Genomic DNA, 21,366 nt, shown 5'->3' on the forward strand with positions numbered 1-21,366 from the left:
ACTACTTGGTCTGTTCCTGGATCTTGGCCCAGTTGCGCTCAACGTCATCCAGGCCGCCGACGTTGAAGAACGCCTGCTCTGCGATGTGGTCCAGCTCGCCGTCGCAGATGGCGGTGAAGCCTTCGACAGTGTCCTTGATGGAAACGGTGGAGCCTTCGACGCCGGTGAACTGCTTGGCGGTGTAGGTGTTCTGGGAAAGGAACTGCTGGATACGGCGTGCACGCGACACGACGATCTTGTCCTCTTCCGACAGTTCGTCAACACCGAGGATGGCGATGATGTCCTGGAGTTCCTTGTTCTTCTGCAGGATCTGCTTAACACGGACAGCCGTGTTGTAGTGGTCCTTGCCGATGTACTGGGGATCCAGAATACGGGAAGTCGACGTCAGCGGGTCAACGGCCGGGTACAGACCACGGGAGGCGATTTCACGGGAAAGTTCCGTGGTCGCGTCGAGGTGTGCGAAGGTCGTGGCCGGAGCCGGGTCGGTGTAGTCATCAGCCGGCACGTAGATGGCCTGCATCGAAGTGATGGAGTGACCCTTGGTGGAGGTGATGCGCTCCTGAAGCAGACCCATCTCGTCAGCAAGGTTCGGCTGGTAGCCCACAGCGGACGGCATACGGCCGAGCAGCGTGGAAACTTCCGAACCTGCCTGCGTGAAGCGGAAGATGTTGTCGATGAAGAGCAGCACGTCCTGGTTCTGGACATCGCGGAAGTATTCCGCCATGGTCAGAGCAGACAGGGCCACGCGCAGACGCGTTCCCGGCGGCTCATCCATCTGGCCGAAGACAAGGGCGGTGTCCTTGAGAACGCCGGCCTCTTCCATTTCAACCCAGAGGTCGTTACCTTCACGGGTACGCTCGCCAACACCGGCGAATACGGAAGTACCACCGAAGTTACGGGCAACACGGGTGATCATTTCCTGGATCAGAACGGTCTTGCCCACGCCGGCGCCGCCGAAGAGGCCGATCTTTCCACCCTTGATGTACGGGGTGAGAAGGTCGATGACCTTGATGCCTGTCTCGAGCATCTCCGTGGAGCCCTCGAGGGAAGCAAAGCTCGGAGCCTTGCGGTGGATCGGCCAGTATGCGTCGGCCTTGATCTCGGACTCTTCAACGTCCAGCGGCTTGCCGAGCACGTTGAAGATGTGGCCCTTGACGCCGTCGCCAACGGGCACGGAGATCGGAGCGCCGGTGTCCTGGACGGTGGTGCCGCGGACAAGTCCGTCGGTCGCCTGCAGGGAGATGGCGCGGACGAGGTTGTCACCCAGGTGCTGGGAGGTCTCGAACGTGATGGTCTTGGTCTGACCGTTGAGAGTAATCTCGGTGGTCAGAGCGTTGTAAATCGAGGGGATTGCGTCAGCCGGGAATTCGACGTCGACAACCGGACCAATAACACGGGCAATGCGGCCGGTGGCACCGGCCGTTGCTACGTGTTCGGTAGCAGTGGCAGTCATCTCTCTCACTTCACTCAGTAGATGGCGTGGGTTAAGTTTATCTGTTTGTTGCAGGTGCGGCTTCGAGCCGAATCCGTTGCAGGCTAGGACGCGAGAGCGTCGGCGCCGGCCACGATTTCGGAAAGCTCCTGCGTAATCTCGGCCTGGCGGGCCGTGTTGCGAAGGCGCGTGTACTTCTTGATCAGATCCGTCGCGTTGTCACCGGCCGACTTCATAGCACGCTGGCGGGCTGCGAGCTCGGAAGCTGCTGCCTGCAGCATGGCTGCGAAGATGCGGGACTCGATGTAACGCGGAAGCAGTGCGTCGAGCACCTGCTCTGTTTCCGGTTCAAATTCGTACAACGGCAACAGCTCGGACTCCGAAGCTGCTTCCTCTTCGACGACCTCGAGCGGAAGCAGACGGATAACCGTCGGTTCCTGCGTCACCATGGACTTGAAGCGGGTGTAGACAACGTGGATTTCATCCACGCCACCCTCTTCGAAGTCAGTGGAGAAGTCTTCGAGAAGTGCAGCTCCGACTTCCTGCGCGGTTTCGAATTCCGGTGCGTCCGTGCCACCGGTCCATACGCGGGCGTAGGACCGGTTGCGGAAATCGAAGTACGCCTGGGCCTTGCGGCCAACCAGGTACGCCTTGACTTCCTTGCCTTCTGCGTGAAGAAGCTCGAAGAGACCTTCAGCCTGCTTGAGCACGCTCGCCGAGTAGGATCCTGCAAGGCCACGGTCTGATGTAACGATCAGGACTGCGGCGCGGCGGATCTGCTCCGGCTCGGTGGTCAGCGGGTGGTCGATTTCGCTCTGAGTTGCGACAGCAGAAACGGCGCGGGTAATCGCGTTCGCGTAAGGCAGTGAAGCTGCTACGCGGGCGCGGGCCTTACCGATGCGCGAGGTAGCGATCAGTTCCATCGCCTTGAAGATCTTGCGCATCGACGTCGTCGAGCTGATCTTCTGACGGTAGACCCGAATCTGGGCTCCCATACTTATCCTTTCCTAAGTTCCCGATGTACTGCCCTGCCGGGGCCCTTGCGGACCCCGGCAGAGCAGGTTATCGAAACTAGCGCTTCTGCTTGACGATCTTTTCCTGGTCGACGTCGCCGCCGGAGATCGCTGCGTGCTCTTCGTGGCCAGCGCCAACCAAGTGGTTGTCGCCTTCGCCGAAGAAGCCCTTCTTGAAGGACACAATGGCTTCCTTCAAAGCTGCAGCGGTGTCGTCATCCAGGACGTTGGTCTGTGCCAGCGTGGTCAGGATGGAGGACTTGTGCGTGAGGTGCTCCAGGAACTCGGACTCGAAGCGGCTGATGTCCTCAACCGGAACGTCGTCCAAGTAGCCGTTGGTGCCGGCCCAGATGGAAACAACCTGGTTCTCGACCGGGAACGGCGAGTACTGGCCCTGCTTCAGCAGTTCCATCAGGCGTGCACCACGGGTCAGCTGCTGACGGGAAGCAGCATCCAGGTCCGAGGCGAACATGGCGAATGCCTGCATGTCGCGGTACTGGGCCAGGTCCAGCTTCAAGGTACCGGAGACCTTCTTCATGGACTTGACCTGTGCAGCGCCACCAACGCGGGAGACGGACACACCAACGTCAACAGCGGGGCGCTGGTTGGCGTTGAAGAGGTCCGACTGGAGGAAGATCTGGCCATCGGTAATGGAGATCACGTTGGTCGGGATGTACGCGGAGACGTCGTTTGCCTTGGTCTCGACGATCGGAAGACCGGTCATCGAACCTGCACCGAGCTCGTCGGAGAGCTTGGCACAACGCTCCAGCAGACGGGAGTGCAAGTAGAAAACGTCACCCGGGTATGCTTCGCGTCCCGGCGGACGACGCAGCAGAAGGGACACGGCGCGGTAGGCTTCGGCCTGCTTGGACAGGTCATCGAAGATCACCAAAACGTGCTTGCCGCCGTACATCCAGTGCTGGCCGATGGCCGAACCTGCATACGGTGCCAGGTACTTGAAGCCGGCGGGGTCGGATGCCGGGGACGCCACGATGGTGGTGTACTCCAGCGCGCCGTGGTCCTCGAGGGTCTGGCGGACGGCTGCGATGGTGGAAGCCTTCTGGCCAACACCGACGTAGACGCAGCGAACCTGCTTGGTGACATCTCCGGAAGCCCAGTTGGCCTTCTGGTTGATGATGGTGTCGACGGCGATGGCCGTCTTACCGGTCTGGCGGTCACCGATGATCAGCTGACGCTGGCCACGGCCGATCGGGATCATGGCGTCGATAGCCTTGAGGCCGGTCTGCATCGGTTCGTGAACCGACTTGCGTTCGGTAACGCCCGGAGCCTGGAGTTCCAGTGCACGGGTGGCCTCGGCCTTGATCTCGCCGAGGTCGTCGATCGGCTGGCCCAGCGGGTCGACAACGCGACCCAGGAAGGCATCGCCAACCGGAACGGACAGGATTTCACCGGTACGGTGAACTTCCTGGCCTTCTTCAATACCGGTGAAGTCACCGAGGATAATGACACCGATCTCGCGGACGTCAAGGTTCTGGGCCAGGCCCAGCGTGCCATCTTCGAAGCGAAGCAGCTCGTTCGCCATGACCGAGGGAAGACCCTCAACACGGGCGATGCCGTCACTTGCGGTGGTCACACGACCAACCTCTACGCGCTCTGCGTTACCGGGTTCGTAGGACGCCGCGAACTCGTTCAACGCATTACGGACGTCGTCGGCGTTGATGGTCAATTCGGCCATCTGCAGTCCCTGCTCTCCTGTTTTCGTGATCATCGTTGCTCACGATGACCGGGTTTTATATCAGTTAAGTTGTGCTTTGTCTTCGCTAGCCAGCGAGCTGACGGCGGAGTTCAGTCAGGCGGGCGATAACCGAAGCGTCGAGCACTTCGTCACCTACCTGGACACGGATTCCACCGATCAGTGCGGGGTCAACATTGACGTTGACCTTCAGTTCGCGACCGTAGAGGGCATCCAGCCCGGCCTGCAGACGGCTGGCCTGCGTTTCCGTCAACGGACGGGTAACGCTGACAGTTGCAATCCAGCGCTGCTGACGCTTGGCTGCAAGCTTGGCGAATGACTCGACGAGCTTGCTCGGCTTGACACCGCGCGGCTGCGTGACTGCCTGGCTGATGAGAACCTTGGCTTCCTCGCTGCTGCCAGGAACAAGCTTCTCGGCCAATGCAATCTTCGCCGCGGGCGATGCCTGCGGCTCAGACAGAGCACGTTGTACTTCGTGGCTGGAGGCGACGGCCTGGTTGAAGGCAAACAGATCGTTTTCCAGCTCTTCCAGCCCCGTGATACCGGAGGCAGAAACGGCCGACTTGTTTTCAGCTACGGCAATGACCACCGTGGCGGCAAGCGTCTCGAGTGCATCGCCGATATCGCGGGCCGATGCCCAGCGTGAGCTGGCCAATCCACCTGCAATCTCAGCAGCATCAGCGGAGACTTTTCCGCCAACCAGCTGCTTGACCAGCGCCGACTTTTCGTCACCTGAACGGGACGGGTCAGTCAGGGCGCGGCGCAAGCCAGCCGAGCTGTCCACCGTTCCCAGGATTCCGAAGAGGTCCTTAGCCAACTGCAGCGAAGCGAAGGGAAGCTTGGCTTCCAACTGCGCCAGCGCTGTGGTCAGCGATTCGCTCGATATACCTGCCATTATTTAGCTGCACCTGCGCTCTGGGTCTCCAGATCTGCCAGGAAGCGGTCCACAACGCGTGCGGCGCGCTCGTCGTCGGTAAGTGCCTCACCAACAATGCGGCCTGCCAGCGTGGTGGCCAGGGTGCCGACCTCGGAACGAAGCGAGACAACAGCTGCCTGGCGCTCCGATTCGATGGCGGCGTGTGCCTGCTCAGTGATGCGTGCAGACTCCGCTGCAGCCTTTGCCTTCAGGTCCGCGAGGATCTGGGCGCCTTCAGCGCGTGCTTCTTCGCGGATACGGTTGGCTTCGGCACGGGCATCAGTGAGCTGCTGCTTGTACTCTTCGAGAGCTGCAGAAGCTTCTGCCTGGGCCGCTTCGGCCTTTGCAATGCCACCTTCGATTGCTTCGGCACGCTCTGCGAAGGTCTTCTCGAACATCGGGACAACAAACTTGACCACGATGTACATGAGGACCGCAAAGCCGACGAGGACAACGCCCATTTCCCAGACATTGGGAATAAGCGGGTTGCCCTTGGCCTCGCCTTCAGTGGCGGCTGAGATGATCAGCTGATTCATATTTCACCCGTCCTATCTACTCGTGCTTGGATTCGCTTGGTTCTTAGGACTAGGAAAGAACGAAAGCGAAGACCAGGCCGAGGATGGCAAGAGCTTCAGTCAGTGCCAGACCAAGGAACGCGATCGGCTGCAGCACACGCTGAGCTTCCGGCTGACGTGCAACACCGTTGATGTAAGCGGCGAACACGAGACCCACACCGATACCACCGCCGATGGCCGAGAGACCGTAGCCGATGAGGTTGAGGGAGCCGTTGATGGTGCCTTCCATTTTTTCTTCCTTTCAAGATGCCGCCCGTGCGGCAGGTTGTTTGGGTTGCTTCATCCCCGCGAGGGGAAGTGTTGGGAGCCTTAGTGGCTGTCGGCGTGCAGGGCGCCTTCGATGTAGATCGCGGTCAACAGGGTGAACACGTAGGCCTGCAGCGCCATGATCAATGCCTCAAGCATGTACATGGCGATGGCGCCTACGAGGACCAGGACCGATGCGCCCTTGAGCAGCACGTTCTCCTGCATGACCAGGAACTCGATGCCGGAACCGGCGAGCATCACGATCAGGTGGCCGGCCAGCATGGTCGCGAACAGACGGAGGCTGTGCGTGACGGGGCGGACCAGGAAGTTGGAGATGATTTCGATCGGAACAACGATCGGCAGGATGTACCAAGGGACGCCGGACGGAACCGTCGCGAGCTTGAAGTACTTGATGCCGTTCTTCTTCAGACCGATCGCGATCCAGGTGACGTACACGATGGCGGCCATTACGTAGGCACCGCCGACGTGCGAGAAGCTCGGGAGCTGAATCACCGGAATGGCGCCGTAGATGTTGTTCACCAGAATGAAGAAGAACAAGCTGAACAGCAGCGGGACGTACTTAATGAAGTCCTTGCCGCCGATGATGTCCTTGGCAATGCTGTTGCGGACGAAGCCATAGGCCATCTCGCCTGCGAACTGCAGCTTGCCGGGAACCAGCTGCTGCTTGCGTGCAGCGAGGATGAAGAATGTAGCGATAATGACGACCGAAAGGATTACCAGCAGCATCTGCTTGGAGAATCCGTCGTGCGCACCCCAAGGCAGGATTGCCGGCAGGTGCATTTCGTCGATTCCGGGTGGGGTGAAGGACCCCGAATCCTGGGCGGGGAGCGCAAGCGCGATCAACGCGTTTCCTCTCTGCTGTGTCCATCATTGGGCATTGGTTGGAATCCGGAAGCGTTGGACGCATCCATATTCCATGTGAAATTATTTGGCATTACTGTCCCCGTCCGTGGACGGACCGCTGTCTGCGTTGCTCTCGCCAGAAGAAGAGCTTTGCCTGGTGAGGCCATGCATATGGGAAAGATAGAACCCTCCTGCGGCTCCCAGCAGAGCGCCAAGGAGCACAATCCAGCGGGTCCCCCACAGATTATCCAGACCCCAGCCTATCAAACTCCAGACAATGATCCCGCCAATGATGTAGCTGAAGACAGCAATACCGGCGTTGTATCCGCCGTCGCTTCCGGCTTCAGCAGATTCATTGCGGTGAGAAGTTTGCTGGCCACCGAGGGACGGGCGGGAATAACGCTTACGCGGGGACATCCGGACCACCCTTCGGATCGGCAGGATCGTTGTAGATCTGGAGGCGGGCTTTGCTGAAACCGTAGATTTCTGCTGCCTGCCAGAAGACAACCGCGACAACGGCCCCGATGAGGAACCACCGCGCATGAAGCCAGTCCGGCGCTCCAAGCACGAAAAGCACTACTGCGAATCCGACGACCTTGATGAAATAAGTAGCAACAAAGAGGCCGACGGCGCCGGAGGGGTTGCTCCGGCCAACGAAGTGGCCGATCAGGAGGCTGATTCCAAAGAAGAGCATGACAAGCACGGCACCGAAGGCGGCTGAGAGCGCACCCTGTCCGCCGTTCATGAAGGCCGCGATCACACAGGTGATGGCAACGGTCGCAGCGGCTGCGGAGGCACTGAGAGCAAGCAGCCGAAGCCACAACGATGAATGGCCGCCAACAGATCCAACAGCACGTTTACCGGACGGGCGTCCGGAATCGGCGTTGGATGTCATGGGGATACCAATCCTCGTGGCACAGGTGCCAAATTCTCAAAGTGGGGTTACGGGCGAGTGACTGTCCGCAGAAAGAATTCTACATGAGATAGAACTGCGGCGATAACCGCCCGTCATCTACTGCTCCCCCGGACGCGACGAGTTGCGCGTGAAGTAGGGCCACGCAGTTACCGCAGCCATGACCAGCGCGGCGGCGATGACGACGATCAGCACCATTTGCCAGGGGAACACGGCAAAGGCAACACCACCGAAGGCCAGGATGCAGGTCCACACGTACAACATCACGACGGCGGTGCGGTGCGAGTAGCCCAGGTCAACCAGCTTGTGGTGGAGGTGCCCGCGGTCTGCCGACCACGGAGACTGGCCCCGCGCCGTTCTCCGGACAACAGCCATGCCCAGATCCAGGAGGGGAAGGGAAAGGACGGCAAACGGCAGCAGGATGGGAACGATCGTGGGGATGCCGTTCGCGCGGTCATAAAGGCCGGAACCGATTTGTCCCGTGGCAACGACGCCCGCAGAGGCCATAAGGAGTCCGATGAGCATCGCCCCGGAATCTCCCATGAAGATCTTCGCGGGGAACCAGTTGTGGGGCAGGAAACCGATGCAACTTCCCACCAGAATGGCCATCAGCAGGGTTGCGAGGTCCGAGTTATCGGTGGAGGGGTTGTTCCGGTGGACCCAGTAGGCGGTGAGGAAGAACGCTCCTCCCCCGATGATGGCCACTCCGGCCGCCAAGCCGTCCAGTCCGTCTATGAAGTTGACGGCATTCATGGTGGTGACGATCAGGCCAGCGGTAAGGACAATCTGGACTAGTTCGGAGTCAAGGAAAATGGGCTCGGGGATGAACGGCACTACGGACATCCGCACGCCCCAAATGGCCACGATGAATGCGGCAGCGCCCTGACCCAGGAGTTTGATCCACCAGCGGATATCCAGGATGTCGTCGGCGACCCCCACCGCCACAATCACCACGGCGCCTGCCAGGATCCCCCAGGGAGCATCGTTGTGCCTGAAGATGTCCTTGACGAAAAAGGAGTTGGACGCGACCACAAGGGCGGCGAAAAAACCAACGAAAATGCCCAGGCCGCCAAGCTTCGAGATCAGGGCGGAGTGCATGTCACGGCTTCGAATGGGCTGGTACAAGCGAAGCTTGTTTCCGACGACGCGGGCGCCCCAGGTTCCCGCGTAGGCCACGACTGCAGCCGTGAGCGCCATCAGCAGATACATGATCATGAGGCGACTCCGTGGGGCAGCCCGCTGGACGTTGCGGACACCTTAACCAGGGCACGCGGCCCGGGCGCTGCAAAGAGGGGCAACTCAGGGCAGCTCAGGGTGTGGAATTCTGTCAGTGGATAAATGGAACTACTCCGTCGCCATGCCTGCACCGGCTGTGCCGAATGTTGCGGGATTTCTGTGGACTCTAGTCACGATACTAATGCCAATGGCCGTGACCACCCTGTGACGCAGCCGCAGGGCCGCAGCTTGTTTTGACTGGGACCAGGCTGTTTTGCTGTTACCGGACTGGCTGCTGCACATCGCGCAGGGAGTAGATTCCGTGCAGTACCTGGGCGTTCGAACGCGGAGCCTTGAGGGCATGGCGCAAGCCCTTGAAAAGCCCGTCCAACAGCACCTTGCGATTGGACGAAGCAGCGATGGTCCGTGTCCAGTTGCGGAGCGAAGCCCCCGTGAACAGGACTTTTTCCCACGGGGCCAAAGCATTCGAACGAGTGTAAACCCAGAGCTTGTTCCGCACTTCATAGTAGAAGCGCGGGCCCGGATCTGCTCCTGCGTCGCCGAAGACTTTCGTGTGGTGGTTGGCCACGGATGCTTTCGTGGTCAAGGCTGTCCCCCGACGCGAAATCCGGGCCGTGTATTCGAGGTCGTCGTTCCAGATGAAGTAGTCAGCGATCGGAAGCCCGTGTTGTTTGATCTCTTCAGCACGGATCAGCACCGATACAAAGGAAGCGCTCCGGATCTGCGTAGCTCCGATCCGGGCAGCGGCGCTGCGGGCGTCGTCGCTGGCACCCATCCGGGGACGCATTCTGTTCATGGGGTGGTCCCGTCCGTCGGTCCACACAACGCGGCTCGCTATGAACGCCGGGGCTTCACTGGTTTGCTGCTGGTAGGCCTCGGAAACATCCAATGCCTCGCGGAGAGCGGCCGGCTGCGGTTCGGTATCGTCATCCATGATCCACACGTGGTCCGCGTTGTGGTCCAGAACGGCGCGTTCCATACCAACAACGAAGCCACCCGCCCCGCCCACGTTGGCGTTCAGCGTTACGACATCGGTGGTCACCGGTCCCTGGTACTGCTGCAGGAATTCTGCCGTCCCATCGGTGGAGGCGTTGTCAACGACAACGATCGCGTTCGGTACCCGCGTACCAGCGGTGATGCCCTCCAAAGTGGTTTGGAGGAGATCACGGCGGTTATAGGTCACTACCACAGCGACCACGACAGCTTGGGACGTCATTTATTTGCCTCTGGTCTTGGATGGTTGGATACGGCGCCGAATCAGCAGGGCCGCCAGTTTCCACGGTTCAACAAAAACCCGGTAGGCAACCCTCCCAGGATGCAGCACCAGGCGCCAGGCCCATTCGAGCCCCAAGCGTCCCAGCCAGCGCGGCGCCAACTTCTGGATCCCCGCTACCTGTTCTATCGCTCCCCCCACCGCACAATAGACCGCAGGTGGAAGCTGCCCGAGCCTGCGATGCAGGACCGCTTCCTGAAGCGGCATCCCGAGTCCCAGCAGTACGAGTTGGGGGCGGAACCCGTCCAACCACTGCACGACGGCATTTTCCAATGTCTCGTCCCATGCCTCGCCGGGCATCCCGTCCACAGTCGCGCCTGGAACGATGGATGCCAGCCGGGCAACGGCTTTGCTGTTTGCCTCGCGTCCGGCCCCAACGACGGCGATCCTCTGCAGCCCGGGAATCTTTCCCAGCTCCGGGATCCAGTCCATGGAGCCGAGCCTGTACGCCATGGTGCCCTCGCCGGCCGGCTGCAGTTGCCGTTTATGGGCCAGCCCCCACAACATGGCGACCGGAGCGCCGTCCAGGAGGACGATGGAGCTCTCTTCATAGACCGATCGAACGTCGGCACGCGAATGCACCAAGGTGACGCTGTGGAGATTATGTCCCACTACTGTGCTGGTGGTTCCGGCCGCGATGAGGCCGCCCATGGCATCAATAAGTTCGTGGACGCGCATCGGAGTGGCGTCCACGTCAAGGACGGGGACGCGTTGGCGTGCTGGAATCATTCGGGCTTGGCTTCGCTGCGGGCCTCGGGCGCCGGTGAACCGGACACTGAATCCTCGACGGCGGCAGCTTGGGTTGCTTCGGCCGGCTCGCCGTTTGCTGCGGGGACTTCCTGCTGTGAAGTGGCGTCGGCCGCCACAGTTTCTTCGGGCACCACAGTCTTTTCAGGCACCACAGTCTTTTCGGGCGCCACAGTCTTTTCGGGCACCACAGATTCTTCCGATGGCACGTCCACCGCAACGGCATCGACAGTCTCACCGATGCCGAGAATCGACGGGACGATCTCGCGGAGCCGCTCAAGTTCGATTGCTCCCTGGCGCACCACACGGAAGGGAGTGGAGGTTGCGTCGACAATCGTGGAGGGCACGGCATTCGTGCCCTTGACGGGCCGGAAGCCGCCTTCAAGGTAGACCTCAACGGACTCAGCCAACTGCAGGCGTGCCTCCGAAGCCGTCTGGGCTGCTTCCTGGCCGGTGCGGTTGGCCGACGATACCGCCAACGGCCCGGTCATGCTCAACAGATCCAGGGCAAGGTGGTCATCCGGCATGCGGAGGGCAACGGTGCCCTTGGTGTCGCCGAGGTCCCAGTCCAGGGAGGGCTGCGCATGCAGGATCAACGTCAACCCGCCGGGCCAAAAGGCCTGCGCCAAAGCCCGCGCGTCGGCAGGTACATCGGTAGCCAGGCCGTCCAGGGCATTAACCCGGGGAATCAACACAGGAGGAGGCATCTGCCGGCTGCGGCCCTTGGAGGCGAGCAACATGGTTACGGCCAAAGGAGAAAACGCGTCGGCCGCTATGCCATAGACGGTGTCCGTGGGCATCACGATGCACTTCTTCTCGCTGATGGCGCGCTGGGCGTGCTGAAGTCCCTCAGCGCGCTGGTCCTCGGAAGTGCAGTTGTAGGTTGTGGTCACAGCGCTATTCTTTCACTCATCAGGCGCGATGCTTGCCAGTATCGCGCTGGTTGCACGTTCTTTGCCGTTCAAGTCAAAGTGTGTGGTGATCTCTCGCCAGCGGCCGGTACGCTGCAGCATCCCGGCGATCCATTGTGCCTGGACTTCGGCGTGTTCCATCACGAAGTAGCCGCCTGGCTTCAGGAGCCGCGCCGCAGAGGCCGCTGCCGCCGTCGGAAGTTCCATGCCGTCCGCTCCCCCACCGTACAGTGCTTCGGGAGGATCGTGGAGGGCTACTTCCGGTTCCGAGGGTATCGCTTCGGACGGGATGTACGGAGGGTTGGAGACGACGACGTCGAAGGTTCCGTTGTGCTCCGGCAGTGCATCGCGGAGGTCGCCCCGGACCAACGAAACGCCCAGTGGTTCAAGATTCCGGGCCGCCCAAGCGTGCGCAAAGGTGCTGTACTCCACCGCGTGGACCTCAGCTCCGGGTACCTCGTGGGCGATCGAGCCTGCAATGGCACCCGAACCCGTGCCGAGGTCCACCACTTTGGGGTTTGCCATGCCCGAGACGTGGTCGATGACCAGTTGGACCACCGATTCCGTTTCCGGTCGAGGTATGAAGACGCCCGGGCCCACGCGCAACTCCAGGTGGCGGAAATACGCGACGCCGGTGATGTGCTGCAGGGGAACGCGGGCTGCCCGCTCCTGCACCAAGTCTCCATAACCCTCGGGCGAAGGCGCATCGCCGAGGAGCATTGCGCGGAGACGGCCAAGCCCTACACCCAACAGGTGGTCGGCCAGCAACTCCGCGTCCACTCGTGGGCTGGGAACACCGGCGTCGGACAAAACGGCAGTAGCCTCGCGAACGGCGTCCGCGAGGCTCTGGCCTGGGTAAAACGTCATGGTTAGCCCTGATTGCTCACGTGAGGGTGCTGTTGTGGCCGGCTATTCGCCGATCGCATCCAGGCGTGCCTGCTCGTCGGCTTCAATCGCGGACTGAATGACGGGCTCAAGATCACCATTCATGACGGCGTCGAGGTTGTAGGCCTTGTAACCCGTGCGGTGATCGGCAATCCGGTTTTCCGGGAAGTTGTACGTGCGGATGCGCTCCGAACGGTCCATGGTGCGGATCTGCGATTTGCGCTGCTCCGAGTTGGCTGCGTCAATCTGTTCCTGTTGGTGCGCCAAGAGCCGCGCGCGAAGGACGCGCATGCCGGCCTCGCGGTTTTGCAGCTGCGACTTCTCGTTCTGCATGGCCACGACGATTCCCGTGGGCAAGTGGGTAATGCGGACGGCAGAGTCGGTGGTGTTCACGGACTGCCCACCCGGACCGGAAGAGCGGTAAACATCGATCTTGAGGTCGTTCTGGTTGATTTCAAGCTCTTCGGGCTCGTCCACTTCGGGAAGCACCAGCACGCCGGCGGCCGAGGTGTGGATACGGCCCTGAGATTCGGTCACGGGAACGCGCTGGACGCGGTGTACGCCGCCTTCGAACTTCAGGCGGGCAAAAACGCCCTGCGCGGGATCGTTCGAGTTGCCCTTGATGGCGACAGCAACGTCCTTGTAGCCGCCAAGGTCGGATTCGGTGGCGGAAATCATTTCGGTCTTCCAGCCGCGTGACTCGGCGTAGCGCATGTACATACGCAGAAGGTCTCCTGCGAACAAGGCAGCTTCATCGCCGCCTTCCCCGCCCTTCACTTCGAGGATGACGTTGCGGGCATCGTCCGGATCGCGCGGGATCAGCAGGCGGCGCAAACGCTCCTGCGCGGCAGGGATCTGTTCCTCCAACTGCTCAACCTCTGCGGCAAACTCCGGATCCTCGTCAGCCATTTCCTTCGCGGCTTCCAGATCATCGTTAAGCCCGCGCCATTTGTTGTACGCCTCCACAATGCCCTGGAGCTGCGCTGAACGCCGCCCCAACTTCCGGGCAGCAGACTGGTCGGCATAAACAGCAGGATCACTCAGCTGCGCCTGGATGGCAGCATGCTCATCAAGCAATCCCTGTACGGACTCAAACATTTTCAAACCTCTTTCGACTCGTATGCAAGTCTAATTTGCGCCAACGTTTCTGTAGGCCGCACGAATTTCCCGTCCCGGGAAGTGACGGCCGGACGCAAAGGTGAAGAGTCCGCCGTCGAGTAATTTTGCCGGCCCGGGAGTGGCATCGGGCCTGTCGTAGCGTTGCTGCTGACGTACGCAGTAGGTCAGCAGCAACGCGAAGGGGCGGGGCCGGCAAAATCACTCGACGGCCCCACCCCACGTAACGCTACTTGTCGTTGTCCGACTTCGCTCCGAGCGTCGTCTTCTGTACCTGCATGAGGAACTCGACGTTGCTCTGCGTCTCCCGGATCTTGTTGGTCAGCAGCTCAAGGCTCTGCTGCTGCTCAAGACCGGAAAGTACGCGGCGCAGCTTCCACATGATCTTGACTTCTTCAGGCGAGAGCAGGTTCTCTTCGCGGCGCGTGCCGGACGCGTTGACGTCCACGGCCGGGAAGATGCGCTTGTCTGCCAACTGGCGGGACAGGCGGAGCTCCATGTTACCGGTGCCCTTGAACTCCTCGAAAATGACTTCGTCCATCTTGGAACCGGTCTCGACAAGAGCAGTTGCAAGGATGGTGAGCGAGCCACCGTTCTCGATGTTGCGTGCAGCACCGAAGAAACGCTTGGGCGGGTACAGGGCTGCGGAGTCCACACCACCGGACAGGATACGGCCGGAGGCCGGTGCTGCCAGGTTGTAGGCGCGGCCCAGGCGGGTCATGGAGTCCAGAAGGACTACAACGTCCATGCCCATTTCCACGAGACGCTTGGCGCGTTCGATGGAGAGCTCGGCAACCGTGGTGTGGTCGTCTGCGGGACGGTCGAAGGTGGAGGCAATGACCTCACCCTTCACGGTGCGCTGCATGTCCGTAACTTCTTCGGGACGTTCGTCAACCAGCACCATCATGAGGTGGACCTCAGGGTTGTTGGTGGTGATTGCGTTCGCGATGGACTGCAGGATGAGCGTCTTACCGGCCTTCGGCGGCGAGACGATCAGGCCACGCTGGCCCTTGCCGATCGGGGCCACGAGGTCGATGACACGCGGGCCGATCTTCTTGGGGTCCGTCTCGAGGCGCAGGCGCTCCGAGGGGTACAGCGGAACAAGCTTGGCGAACTCGACGCGATCCTTGAGTTCCTCCGGAGTCTTGCCGTTGACGGACGTCACGCGAACGAGCGCGTTGAACTTCTGTCGGGCTGACTGCTGGCTGCGGTCTTCGCCATCACGCGGTGCACGGATGGCACCTACCACGGCATCGCCCTTGCGGAGGTTGTACTTCTTGACCTGAGCCAGGGAGACGTAGACGTCGTTGGCGCCGGGGAGGTAACCGGACGTCCGGATGAACGCGTAGTTCTCCAGAACGTCCAGGATGCCTGCCACGGGAAGCAGGACGTCGTCTTCGGTAACCTCGACGTCGTCAACGTCCGGTCCCTGGGCACGGCCACGGCGACGTTCATTGCGATCGCGGAAACGGTCGCTGCGCGTGTTGCCGTCACGGCCGTCCGGGCCGCCGCGGCGGTCGCTGCGATCGTTCTGGTCATTGCGGTCACGACGGTTGCGGCGGTTGCGGCGGTTGCCGGTGTCGTCGCCGTCGTTGTTGTCTTCACGGCGGCCGCGGTTGTTGTCGCGGCGTTCGCGCTGCTGGTCGTTCGAGTCGGACTGCTCGCGCTGCTCACGCTGCTCACGCTGTTCCGTGCGGTCATTGCGCTGCTCACGCTGTTCCGTGCGGTCATTGCGCTGCTCACGCTGTTCCGTGCGGTCATTGCGCTGCTCAGCTGCCGGTGCTTCCGCTGCTTCAGCCGGAGCTGCGGCAGCTTCGCCGCGGCGGCGGTTGCGGGTGCGTGGCTGACGACGTTCGGTGCCGCCGTCGGTTGCTTCGGCTGCGGCCGGAGTCTCGACGGCGGGGGCTGCTTCAGGCTCTGAGGCCGTGGCAGCAGTGGTTGCGGCGGCCTCAGCAGCTGCAACGACGCCATCACTCGTAGCGCGGCGGCTGCGTCCACGTCCACGTCCACGGGGAGCTTCCTGGGCCGGAGCCTCGGCAGCTGCCTCAGCAGGCGCGCTCTTTTCCGTGGCCTTGGCTTCCGCAACCGGGGCTTCCTTGGCCACGGCAGGAGCCTTGGCCGACGTGGCCTTGGCAGGAGCCTTGGTCGTGGAGGTGCCCGCACGGTGGGCAGAGATGGCCGTGACCAAGTCCCCCTTGCGCATGCGGGATCCCCCCGAAATACCCAGCTGGCTCGCGAGAGCCTGAAGCTGGGCGAGCTTGAGGCCTGCAAGGCCGCTGCTCTTGGTTGCTGCCGTTGACGACTCAGCAGCAGAAGATGTTGTGTCCACAGCTGAAGCCAGCTCAGTGGTTTCTGTCACGAAGGATCCTTCCCCCTCGACGGCGTCCAGAGCGAGAGCTGGACGCGATGATTTGTTCTGGGCTGCAGTTCAGATCTGCAGCCGGTGATTTTGGCCGTGCCTGATGGATTGTGGCCAACAGGGCCGGATACTGATCGCCTTCACTGGATCCGGTTACCCGGACAGCCAGCCTGAAATTCAGGAAACAGAGAGTTCTGCGGCACCTGATGCAGGCCGGAAAGAGACGACACCACCAACGTTGGCACAGTTGACGAAAGGTACGGCGAAACACCGAAGTCCAAAATCAGGGAACTGCCCGCGGCTTTACCGGCGGTGCACTTCCACTCTAGCACCTAGAACGTCAACAGCCAGCGTCATCACACGCCAACCAACGTCGGGTGTGTTGGCTGCAGTAAACGAATGGATGAAATCAGTTGCTGCGGCAGCGTCGTCTGCACCGTTGGCAAGTACCATCACCGTTGGCCCGGCGCCCGAGACAACGGCGGCGTGCCCTGCTGCCCGGAGGGCCGCAATGAGGTCGGCGCTGGGTCGCATGGCCTGGGCACGGTAGCTCTGGTGAAGGTAATCTTCCGTACCCGGCAGCAGCAGTCCTGGTTCTGCCGTGAGCGCGTGGATCAACAAAGCGGCGCGTCCGGAATTCATCGCAGCCGCGTGATGGCCTACCGATGCCGGGAGCAGCCCACGCGCCGTCTCGGTGGACAGCTCGTAATCCGGTACAGCCACCACAGGGGTGACAGATGACGCTACCTCCGCGCGGGTGCTGCTGTACTGCTCGCTGTCCTGCCACGACAGCGCCAGTCCGCCGAAAATCGCAGGTGCGACGTTGTCCGGGTGGCCTTCCATCTCGCTGGTCAGCTGCAGGATCCACTGGCTGTCCTGCTGGGCCTCCTGCGGCACGAGTGCGTTCGCAGCCGTGACTGCGGCGACCACTGCAGAAGCAGAGGAACCCAGACCCCGCCCGTGGGGGTTGACGTTGTCCGCGGTGATCCGCAGGCCGGTGTGCTGGAAACCCAGGCGCTCCAGGGCAAGATCGATGGCGCGCACTACGAGGTGGGTGGCATCGCGGGGAAGGGTGTCGGCACCCTCACCGGAGAGCTCGAACTCAAGCTCTCCGGTGGTGAGGGTTTCCACCGTCAAGGTGTCGTAGATGGAGAGGGCCAGGCCCAGGCTGTCGTAGCCCGGGCCCAGGTTGGCACTCGTACCAGGGACCTTGACGGTCAGCCGTTGGCCTGCCGCGACGAGTATCCGATCAGTCGCGGTGGGCTGTGTTGATTCCACTCTTAGTTTTCTTCCAGTCCCAGTTCTGCTGCAACGGTGACGACGTCGTTCGGCACCTTGACGGGCTGGACGTCGCTGCCGTCTTCGGTCCGGAGAGCCCACTGGGGATCCTTCAGTCCGTGCCCGGTGACAGTGATGACGATGGTTTTGCCCGAAGGCACCTGGCCTGCTGCGTGCTTCTTGATCAAGCCAGCGACGCCGGCAGCCGAGCCGGGCTCAACGAAGACGCCTTCCTTGGACGACAACCAGCGGTGGGCGTCCAGGATTTCGTCATCGGTGACGGCTTCAATGAGTCCGCCGGATTCGTCACGTGCCGCCACGGCTGTGTCCCATGAAGCCGGGTTGCCGATGCGGATGGCAGTTGCGATCGTGTCAGGCTCCGTGATGGGGTGGCCGGCAACGAAGGGGGCTGCGCCGGCGGCCTGGAAGCCCCACATGGTGGGGGTCTTGGTGGAAACCGCCGGAAGCGTACCGTTGGAGGTCTCAAACGGCGCGGCGTACTCCTTGTAGCCCTTCCAGTACGCGCTGATGTTCCCTGCGTTGCCGACAGGAAGGACGTGGATGTCCGGGGCGTCGCCCAAAGAATCCACAACCTCGAAGGCACCGGTCTTCTGGCCCTGGATGCGGGCAGGATTGACCGAGTTCACCAGGAACACCGGGTAGGACTCACCGAGTTTGCGGGCGATGTCGAGGCAGTTGTCGAAGTTGCCATCGACCTGCAGCAACGTGGCACCGTGGGCGATGGCCTGGCTCAGCTTGCCCATGGAAATCTTGCCTTCGGGAACCAGCACAGCACATTTCAGTCCTGCGGCCGTGGCATAGGCAGCGGCCGATGCGGAGGTGTTTCCCGTGGAGGCGCAAACTACCGCTTTGGCCCCGGCTTCGACAGCAGCCGTCATGGCCATCGTCATGCCGCGGTCCTTGAAGGAACCCGTGGGGTTCATGCCTTCGACTTTGAGGTAGACCTCTGATCCGGTCAGCTCGGACAGCTTCTGCGCGTGAACCAGTGGAGTGCCGCCCTCGCCGAGGGTGATGACCTTCGTGGCTTCCGTTACAGGCAAACGATCAGCATACTCGCGGATTACTCCGCGCCATTGGTGAGCCACTTAGACCCCTTCTACCCGCAGTACGGATGTGACGGAATTGATGACGTCGAGGCCTTTGACGGCCTCAACGGTTGCTGCGAGTGCAGCTTCGGATGCACGGTGCGTCACGATTTTCAGCTCGGCCGACTCAACATTTGAGGCAGAGTCGCGATGGATCGTTTGACGCATGATTTCGATGGAAACGCCGTTTTCCGCAAAGATATGGGCAATCCGGGCAAGGACGCCTGCCTGGTCAGCGACATCCAGGCCGATGTAGTAGCTCGTATCGGAGGCGTCGATGGTGAGCGCCGGAACGTGGCCGGTGGTGGTCTCGGTACGGCCCGGGCCGCCCAGAACCAGGCGTCGGGCGGCGGAGACGAGATCGCCGAGCACCGCGGAAGCCGTAGGGGTACCGCCGGCGCCTTGGCCGTAGAACATCAGCTCGCCGGCGTTTTCAGCCTCGATGAACACTGCGTTGAAAGCGCCGCGGACGGCAGCCAGAGGGTGCTCGCGCGGGAGCAGCGTGGGGTGGACCCGCACCGAAATCCCGCTGCCGTGGTCCGAAGAGTCGATCTTCTCGGCGATCGCGAGCAGCTTGATGACGAAGCCGGCTTCCTTGGCGGAGGCGATGTCCTCGGCGCTGACCTTGGTGATGCCTTCACAGTAGACATCGTCCAGGGAGAAACGCGTGTGGAACGAAAGCGACGCCAGGATGGCAGCCTTCGCGGCGGCGTCATGCCCTTCAACATCAGCTGTCGGGTCCGCTTCGGCGTAGCCCAACCGCTGGGCTTCGGCCAGGGCGTCGGCAAACTGCGCGCCGGTGCTGTCCATCTGGTCCAGGATGAAGTTGGTGGTGCCATTGACGATGCCCAGCACGCGCGTGATCCGGTCGCCGGACAGGCTGTCGCGGATGGGACGAAGGATGGGGATGGCGCCGGCGACAGCGGCCTCGTAGGACAGCTGGACTCCGGCTTTATCAGCCTCTTCGTAGAGGGTGGGTCCGTCCTGGGCCAGCAGGGCCTTGTTGCCGGTGACCACGCAGGCACCGTTCTGGATTGCGGTGAGGATCAACGAACGGGCAGGCTCGATTCCGCCCATGAGTTCGATAACCAGGTCGGCGTCCTTGACCAAGGTGTCCGCATCCGTGGTGAACAGCTCGCGCGGCAGTTCGACGTCGCGCGGGGAATCGATGGTGCGGACAGCGATGCCGGACAGTTCCAGGCGGGCACCGCTGCGGGCGGCAAGTGCCTCGGCGTCGTCAATCAGAATCCGCGCGACCTGGGCCCCAACGTTGCCACAGCCCAGCAGGGCCACTTTCAAGGTTCGCACTTCAGACATTCGCCACTCCCATGTCGCGGTTCAAGAGATCTTCTTCGGTTTCCCCGCGGACAATCAGCCGGGCAGCTCCGTCGCGAACAGCGACAACGCCAGGCCGGGCCAGGTAGTTGTAGTTGCTGGAGAGGGCCCAGCAGTAGGCGCCGGTACCCGGTACTGCGAGCAAATCACCGGCTGCCACGTCCGCGGGCAGATATACATCTCTAACAACTATGTCGCCGCTCTCGCAATGTTTGCCCACTACTCGGGACAGCTGCGGAGCCACGGTGGAACTGCGGGAAGCCAGAATTGCCGAATAATCCGCGTCGTACAGCACCGGACGGGCGTTGTCGCTCATTCCACCGTCGACCGACACATAGCGGCGCGGATACGTAACGTTCTCCTGCTCTGCGTCACCGCCGGGAGCATCCACGCGAACAGTTTTGAGGGTGCCGACTTCGTAGAGGGTAAACGTGGTGCTGCCCACGATCGCACGTCCAGGTTCGATGGAGATGCGCGGCGCGGCGATCCCCAGCTCAGCGCAGGTGGAACGCACGACGGCGGCCATCGCCTCCGCGATCTCGGCCGGCGGACGCGGAGTATCCACCGGGGTGTAGGCGATTCCGTAGCCCCCGCCCAGGTCCAGTTCGGGCAGGACGATGGAGTACTTGCTCTGCATGGCCGAGAGGAACCGCAGAAGCTTCTCCCCTGCCACGGCAAAACCGTCGGGCTCGAAGATTTGCGATCCGATGTGGCAGTGCAGGCCCAGGAGCTCAATGCTCGAATAGGACGTTGCTGCTGCCACTGCTTCCTCGGCAGCAGACAGGCCTGCTTCCTCAGTGGAGTCTTCGGCCATGGAGAGGCCGAACTTCTGGTCCTCGTGGGCCGTGGCAATGAATTCATGTGTATGGGCATGGACGCCGGGAGTGAGACGCAGCATGACCTTGGCGGTTTCGCCGCGGCTGGAGGCGATCTTGGCTACGCGTTCGAGCTCGTCCAGGCTGTCCACCACGATCCTGCCAACGCGCATGTCCAGTGCACGGTTGAGTTCGGCGTCCGACTTGTTGTTGCCGTGCAGGCCCAGGTTCCGTCCTTCGATCCCGGCACGGGCAGCGACTGCGAGTTCACCGCCGGAACACGTGTCCAGACGGAGTCCTTCCTCTGCCACCCAGCTGGCAACTGCCGTGCACAGGAACGATTTGCCGGCGTAGTAGACATCCACTCCCCCGCAAATGTCCGCAAAGGCAGCGTCGAAGGCGTCTTTGAACGCCCGGGCCCGGGAGCGGAAGTCCGACTCGCTCATGACGAACAACGGAGTCCCGAACTGTTCCTTGAGTTCCTTGACGGAGATACCGTCGATGGCGACTTCACCGGCGTCGTTCTTCTCCACCCCGGCCGCCCACATGGGCGATTGAAGGGCGTTGAGGTCTTCCGGGAGGGCCAACCATTCCGGTGCGAGAGGAGAAGCGTGGCTGGAATCTGTGGTCAT

At 61.9% G+C, this 21,366-nt stretch carries 20 protein-coding genes; all 20 read right to left on the reverse strand.

Annotated elements, in window-relative coordinates; genetic code table 11:
• Nucleotide 1: 1 nt before the first annotated feature.
• The 20 genes from atpD to lysA all read right to left on the reverse strand — a co-directional run bounded on the left by atpD (nucleotide 2) and on the right by lysA (nucleotide 21,366).
• Nucleotides 2–1,453, reverse strand: coding sequence for a F0F1 ATP synthase subunit beta (atpD, locus tag IEY62_RS00810; protein WP_189013090.1), 1,452 nt, complete (start codon nucleotides 1,451–1,453; stop codon nucleotides 2–4).
• Nucleotides 1,454–1,536: 83 nt separating this feature from the next.
• Nucleotides 1,537–2,427 carry a F0F1 ATP synthase subunit gamma gene (locus IEY62_RS00815; protein WP_189013092.1) on the reverse strand — a complete coding sequence of 297 codons (891 nt, stop codon included), beginning with the start codon at nucleotides 2,425–2,427 and terminating at the stop codon, nucleotides 1,537–1,539.
• Between the two features lie 76 nt (nucleotides 2,428–2,503).
• The gene (atpA, locus tag IEY62_RS00820; RefSeq protein ID WP_011775259.1) at nucleotides 2,504–4,141 is read right to left on the reverse strand and encodes a F0F1 ATP synthase subunit alpha; all 1,638 of its coding nucleotides are present in this window, start codon (nucleotides 4,139–4,141) and stop codon (nucleotides 2,504–2,506) included.
• 85 nt (nucleotides 4,142–4,226) lie between these two features.
• Entirely contained in the window at nucleotides 4,227–5,054 is an 828-nt protein-coding gene (locus tag IEY62_RS00825) for a F0F1 ATP synthase subunit delta (protein ID WP_142938632.1), read from the reverse strand.
• The gene (locus tag IEY62_RS00830) at nucleotides 5,054–5,611 is read right to left on the reverse strand and encodes a F0F1 ATP synthase subunit B (protein ID WP_189013093.1); all 558 of its coding nucleotides are present in this window, start codon (nucleotides 5,609–5,611) and stop codon (nucleotides 5,054–5,056) included. Before IEY62_RS00830 ends, IEY62_RS00825 begins: the two co-directional genes overlap by 1 nt.
• 49 nt (nucleotides 5,612–5,660) lie before the next feature.
• Nucleotides 5,661–5,879 carry an ATP synthase F0 subunit C gene (gene atpE / locus IEY62_RS00835; RefSeq protein WP_011775261.1) on the reverse strand — a complete coding sequence of 73 codons (219 nt, stop codon included), beginning with the start codon at nucleotides 5,877–5,879 and terminating at the stop codon, nucleotides 5,661–5,663.
• Nucleotides 5,880–5,959: 80 nt separating this feature from the next.
• Nucleotides 5,960–6,760 carry a F0F1 ATP synthase subunit A gene (gene atpB, locus IEY62_RS00840; RefSeq protein WP_189013094.1) on the reverse strand — a complete coding sequence of 267 codons (801 nt, stop codon included), beginning with the start codon at nucleotides 6,758–6,760 and terminating at the stop codon, nucleotides 5,960–5,962.
• 81 nt (nucleotides 6,761–6,841) lie between these two features.
• The gene (locus IEY62_RS00845) at nucleotides 6,842–7,177 is read right to left on the reverse strand and encodes a hypothetical protein (RefSeq protein ID WP_189013095.1); all 336 of its coding nucleotides are present in this window, start codon (nucleotides 7,175–7,177) and stop codon (nucleotides 6,842–6,844) included.
• Nucleotides 7,164–7,655, reverse strand: coding sequence for a hypothetical protein (locus IEY62_RS00850; protein WP_189013096.1), 492 nt, complete (start codon nucleotides 7,653–7,655; stop codon nucleotides 7,164–7,166). The genes IEY62_RS00845 and IEY62_RS00850 overlap by 14 nt, the downstream gene beginning before the upstream one ends.
• 117 nt (nucleotides 7,656–7,772) lie before the next feature.
• A complete protein-coding gene (locus IEY62_RS00855) occupies nucleotides 7,773–8,888 on the reverse strand; it encodes an MraY family glycosyltransferase (RefSeq protein WP_189013097.1) in 1,116 nt (371 codons plus the stop codon).
• 280 nt (nucleotides 8,889–9,168) lie between these two features.
• Nucleotides 9,169–10,125 carry a glycosyltransferase gene (locus IEY62_RS00860; RefSeq protein WP_189013098.1) on the reverse strand — a complete coding sequence of 319 codons (957 nt, stop codon included), beginning with the start codon at nucleotides 10,123–10,125 and terminating at the stop codon, nucleotides 9,169–9,171.
• Nucleotides 10,126–10,911 carry a WecB/TagA/CpsF family glycosyltransferase gene (locus IEY62_RS00865; protein ID WP_189013099.1) on the reverse strand — a complete coding sequence of 262 codons (786 nt, stop codon included), beginning with the start codon at nucleotides 10,909–10,911 and terminating at the stop codon, nucleotides 10,126–10,128.
• The gene (locus tag IEY62_RS00870; protein ID WP_189013100.1) at nucleotides 10,908–11,822 is read right to left on the reverse strand and encodes an L-threonylcarbamoyladenylate synthase; all 915 of its coding nucleotides are present in this window, start codon (nucleotides 11,820–11,822) and stop codon (nucleotides 10,908–10,910) included. Before IEY62_RS00870 ends, IEY62_RS00865 begins: the two co-directional genes overlap by 4 nt.
• Before the next feature lie 12 nt (nucleotides 11,823–11,834).
• Nucleotides 11,835–12,707, reverse strand: a complete 873-nt coding sequence (prmC, locus tag IEY62_RS00875; protein WP_189013102.1) for a peptide chain release factor N(5)-glutamine methyltransferase — start codon at nucleotides 12,705–12,707, stop codon at nucleotides 11,835–11,837.
• A 42-nt stretch (nucleotides 12,708–12,749) separates the two neighbouring features.
• Nucleotides 12,750–13,823: a peptide chain release factor 1 gene (gene prfA / locus IEY62_RS00880; protein WP_018776353.1), complete on the reverse strand. Its 1,074-nt coding sequence runs from the start codon at nucleotides 13,821–13,823 to the stop codon at nucleotides 12,750–12,752.
• Between the two features lie 247 nt (nucleotides 13,824–14,070).
• Nucleotides 14,071–16,200 (reverse strand): transcription termination factor Rho, encoded by a 2,130-nt coding sequence (gene rho / locus IEY62_RS00885; protein ID WP_189013104.1) that lies wholly within the window; start codon nucleotides 16,198–16,200, stop codon nucleotides 14,071–14,073.
• A 303-nt stretch (nucleotides 16,201–16,503) separates the two neighbouring features.
• On the reverse strand, nucleotides 16,504–17,478 hold the full coding sequence (gene thrB, locus IEY62_RS00890; protein ID WP_189013106.1) for a homoserine kinase: 975 nt from the start codon (nucleotides 17,476–17,478) through the stop codon (nucleotides 16,504–16,506).
• 2 nt (nucleotides 17,479–17,480) lie between these two features.
• On the reverse strand, nucleotides 17,481–18,584 hold the full coding sequence (gene thrC / locus IEY62_RS00895; protein WP_189013108.1) for a threonine synthase: 1,104 nt from the start codon (nucleotides 18,582–18,584) through the stop codon (nucleotides 17,481–17,483).
• Nucleotides 18,585–19,901: a homoserine dehydrogenase gene (locus IEY62_RS00900; RefSeq protein ID WP_055972109.1), complete on the reverse strand. Its 1,317-nt coding sequence runs from the start codon at nucleotides 19,899–19,901 to the stop codon at nucleotides 18,585–18,587. It abuts the gene before it with no gap.
• On the reverse strand, nucleotides 19,894–21,366 hold the full coding sequence (lysA, locus tag IEY62_RS00905) for a diaminopimelate decarboxylase (RefSeq protein ID WP_189013110.1): 1,473 nt from the start codon (nucleotides 21,364–21,366) through the stop codon (nucleotides 19,894–19,896). The genes IEY62_RS00900 and lysA overlap by 8 nt, the downstream gene beginning before the upstream one ends.

This window comes from Paenarthrobacter histidinolovorans (assembly GCF_014647595.1).
GTDB lineage: Bacteria > Actinomycetota > Actinomycetes > Actinomycetales > Micrococcaceae > Arthrobacter > Arthrobacter histidinolovorans.

Coding starts and splice junctions, on each gene's coding strand:
- IEY62_RS00850 (WP_189013096.1), bottom strand. CDS start 7,655: ATGACATCCAACGCCGATTCCGGACGCCCGTCCGGTAAACGTGCTGTT.
- atpA (WP_011775259.1), bottom strand. CDS start 4,141: ATGGCCGAATTGACCATCAACGCCGACGACGTCCGTAATGCGTTGAAC.
- IEY62_RS00830 (WP_189013093.1), bottom strand. CDS start 5,611: ATGAATCAGCTGATCATCTCAGCCGCCACTGAAGGCGAGGCCAAGGGC.
- prfA (WP_018776353.1), bottom strand. CDS start 13,823: ATGTTTGAGTCCGTACAGGGATTGCTTGATGAGCATGCTGCCATCCAG.
- IEY62_RS00900 (WP_055972109.1), bottom strand. CDS start 19,901: ATGTCTGAAGTGCGAACCTTGAAAGTGGCCCTGCTGGGCTGTGGCAAC.
- atpD (WP_189013090.1), bottom strand. CDS start 1,453: ATGACTGCCACTGCTACCGAACACGTAGCAACGGCCGGTGCCACCGGC.
- IEY62_RS00825 (WP_142938632.1), bottom strand. CDS start 5,054: ATGGCAGGTATATCGAGCGAATCGCTGACCACAGCGCTGGCGCAGTTG.
- IEY62_RS00845 (WP_189013095.1), bottom strand. CDS start 7,177: ATGTCCCCGCGTAAGCGTTATTCCCGCCCGTCCCTCGGTGGCCAGCAA.
- lysA (WP_189013110.1), bottom strand. CDS start 21,366: ATGACCACAGATTCCAGCCACGCTTCTCCTCTCGCACCGGAATGGTTG.
- prmC (WP_189013102.1), bottom strand. CDS start 12,707: ATGACGTTTTACCCAGGCCAGAGCCTCGCGGACGCCGTTCGCGAGGCT.
- IEY62_RS00860 (WP_189013098.1), bottom strand. CDS start 10,125: ATGACGTCCCAAGCTGTCGTGGTCGCTGTGGTAGTGACCTATAACCGC.
- atpE (WP_011775261.1), bottom strand. CDS start 5,879: ATGGAAGGCACCATCAACGGCTCCCTCAACCTCATCGGCTACGGTCTC.
- IEY62_RS00815 (WP_189013092.1), bottom strand. CDS start 2,427: ATGGGAGCCCAGATTCGGGTCTACCGTCAGAAGATCAGCTCGACGACG.
- IEY62_RS00855 (WP_189013097.1), bottom strand. CDS start 8,888: ATGATCATGTATCTGCTGATGGCGCTCACGGCTGCAGTCGTGGCCTAC.
- IEY62_RS00865 (WP_189013099.1), bottom strand. CDS start 10,911: ATGATTCCAGCACGCCAACGCGTCCCCGTCCTTGACGTGGACGCCACT.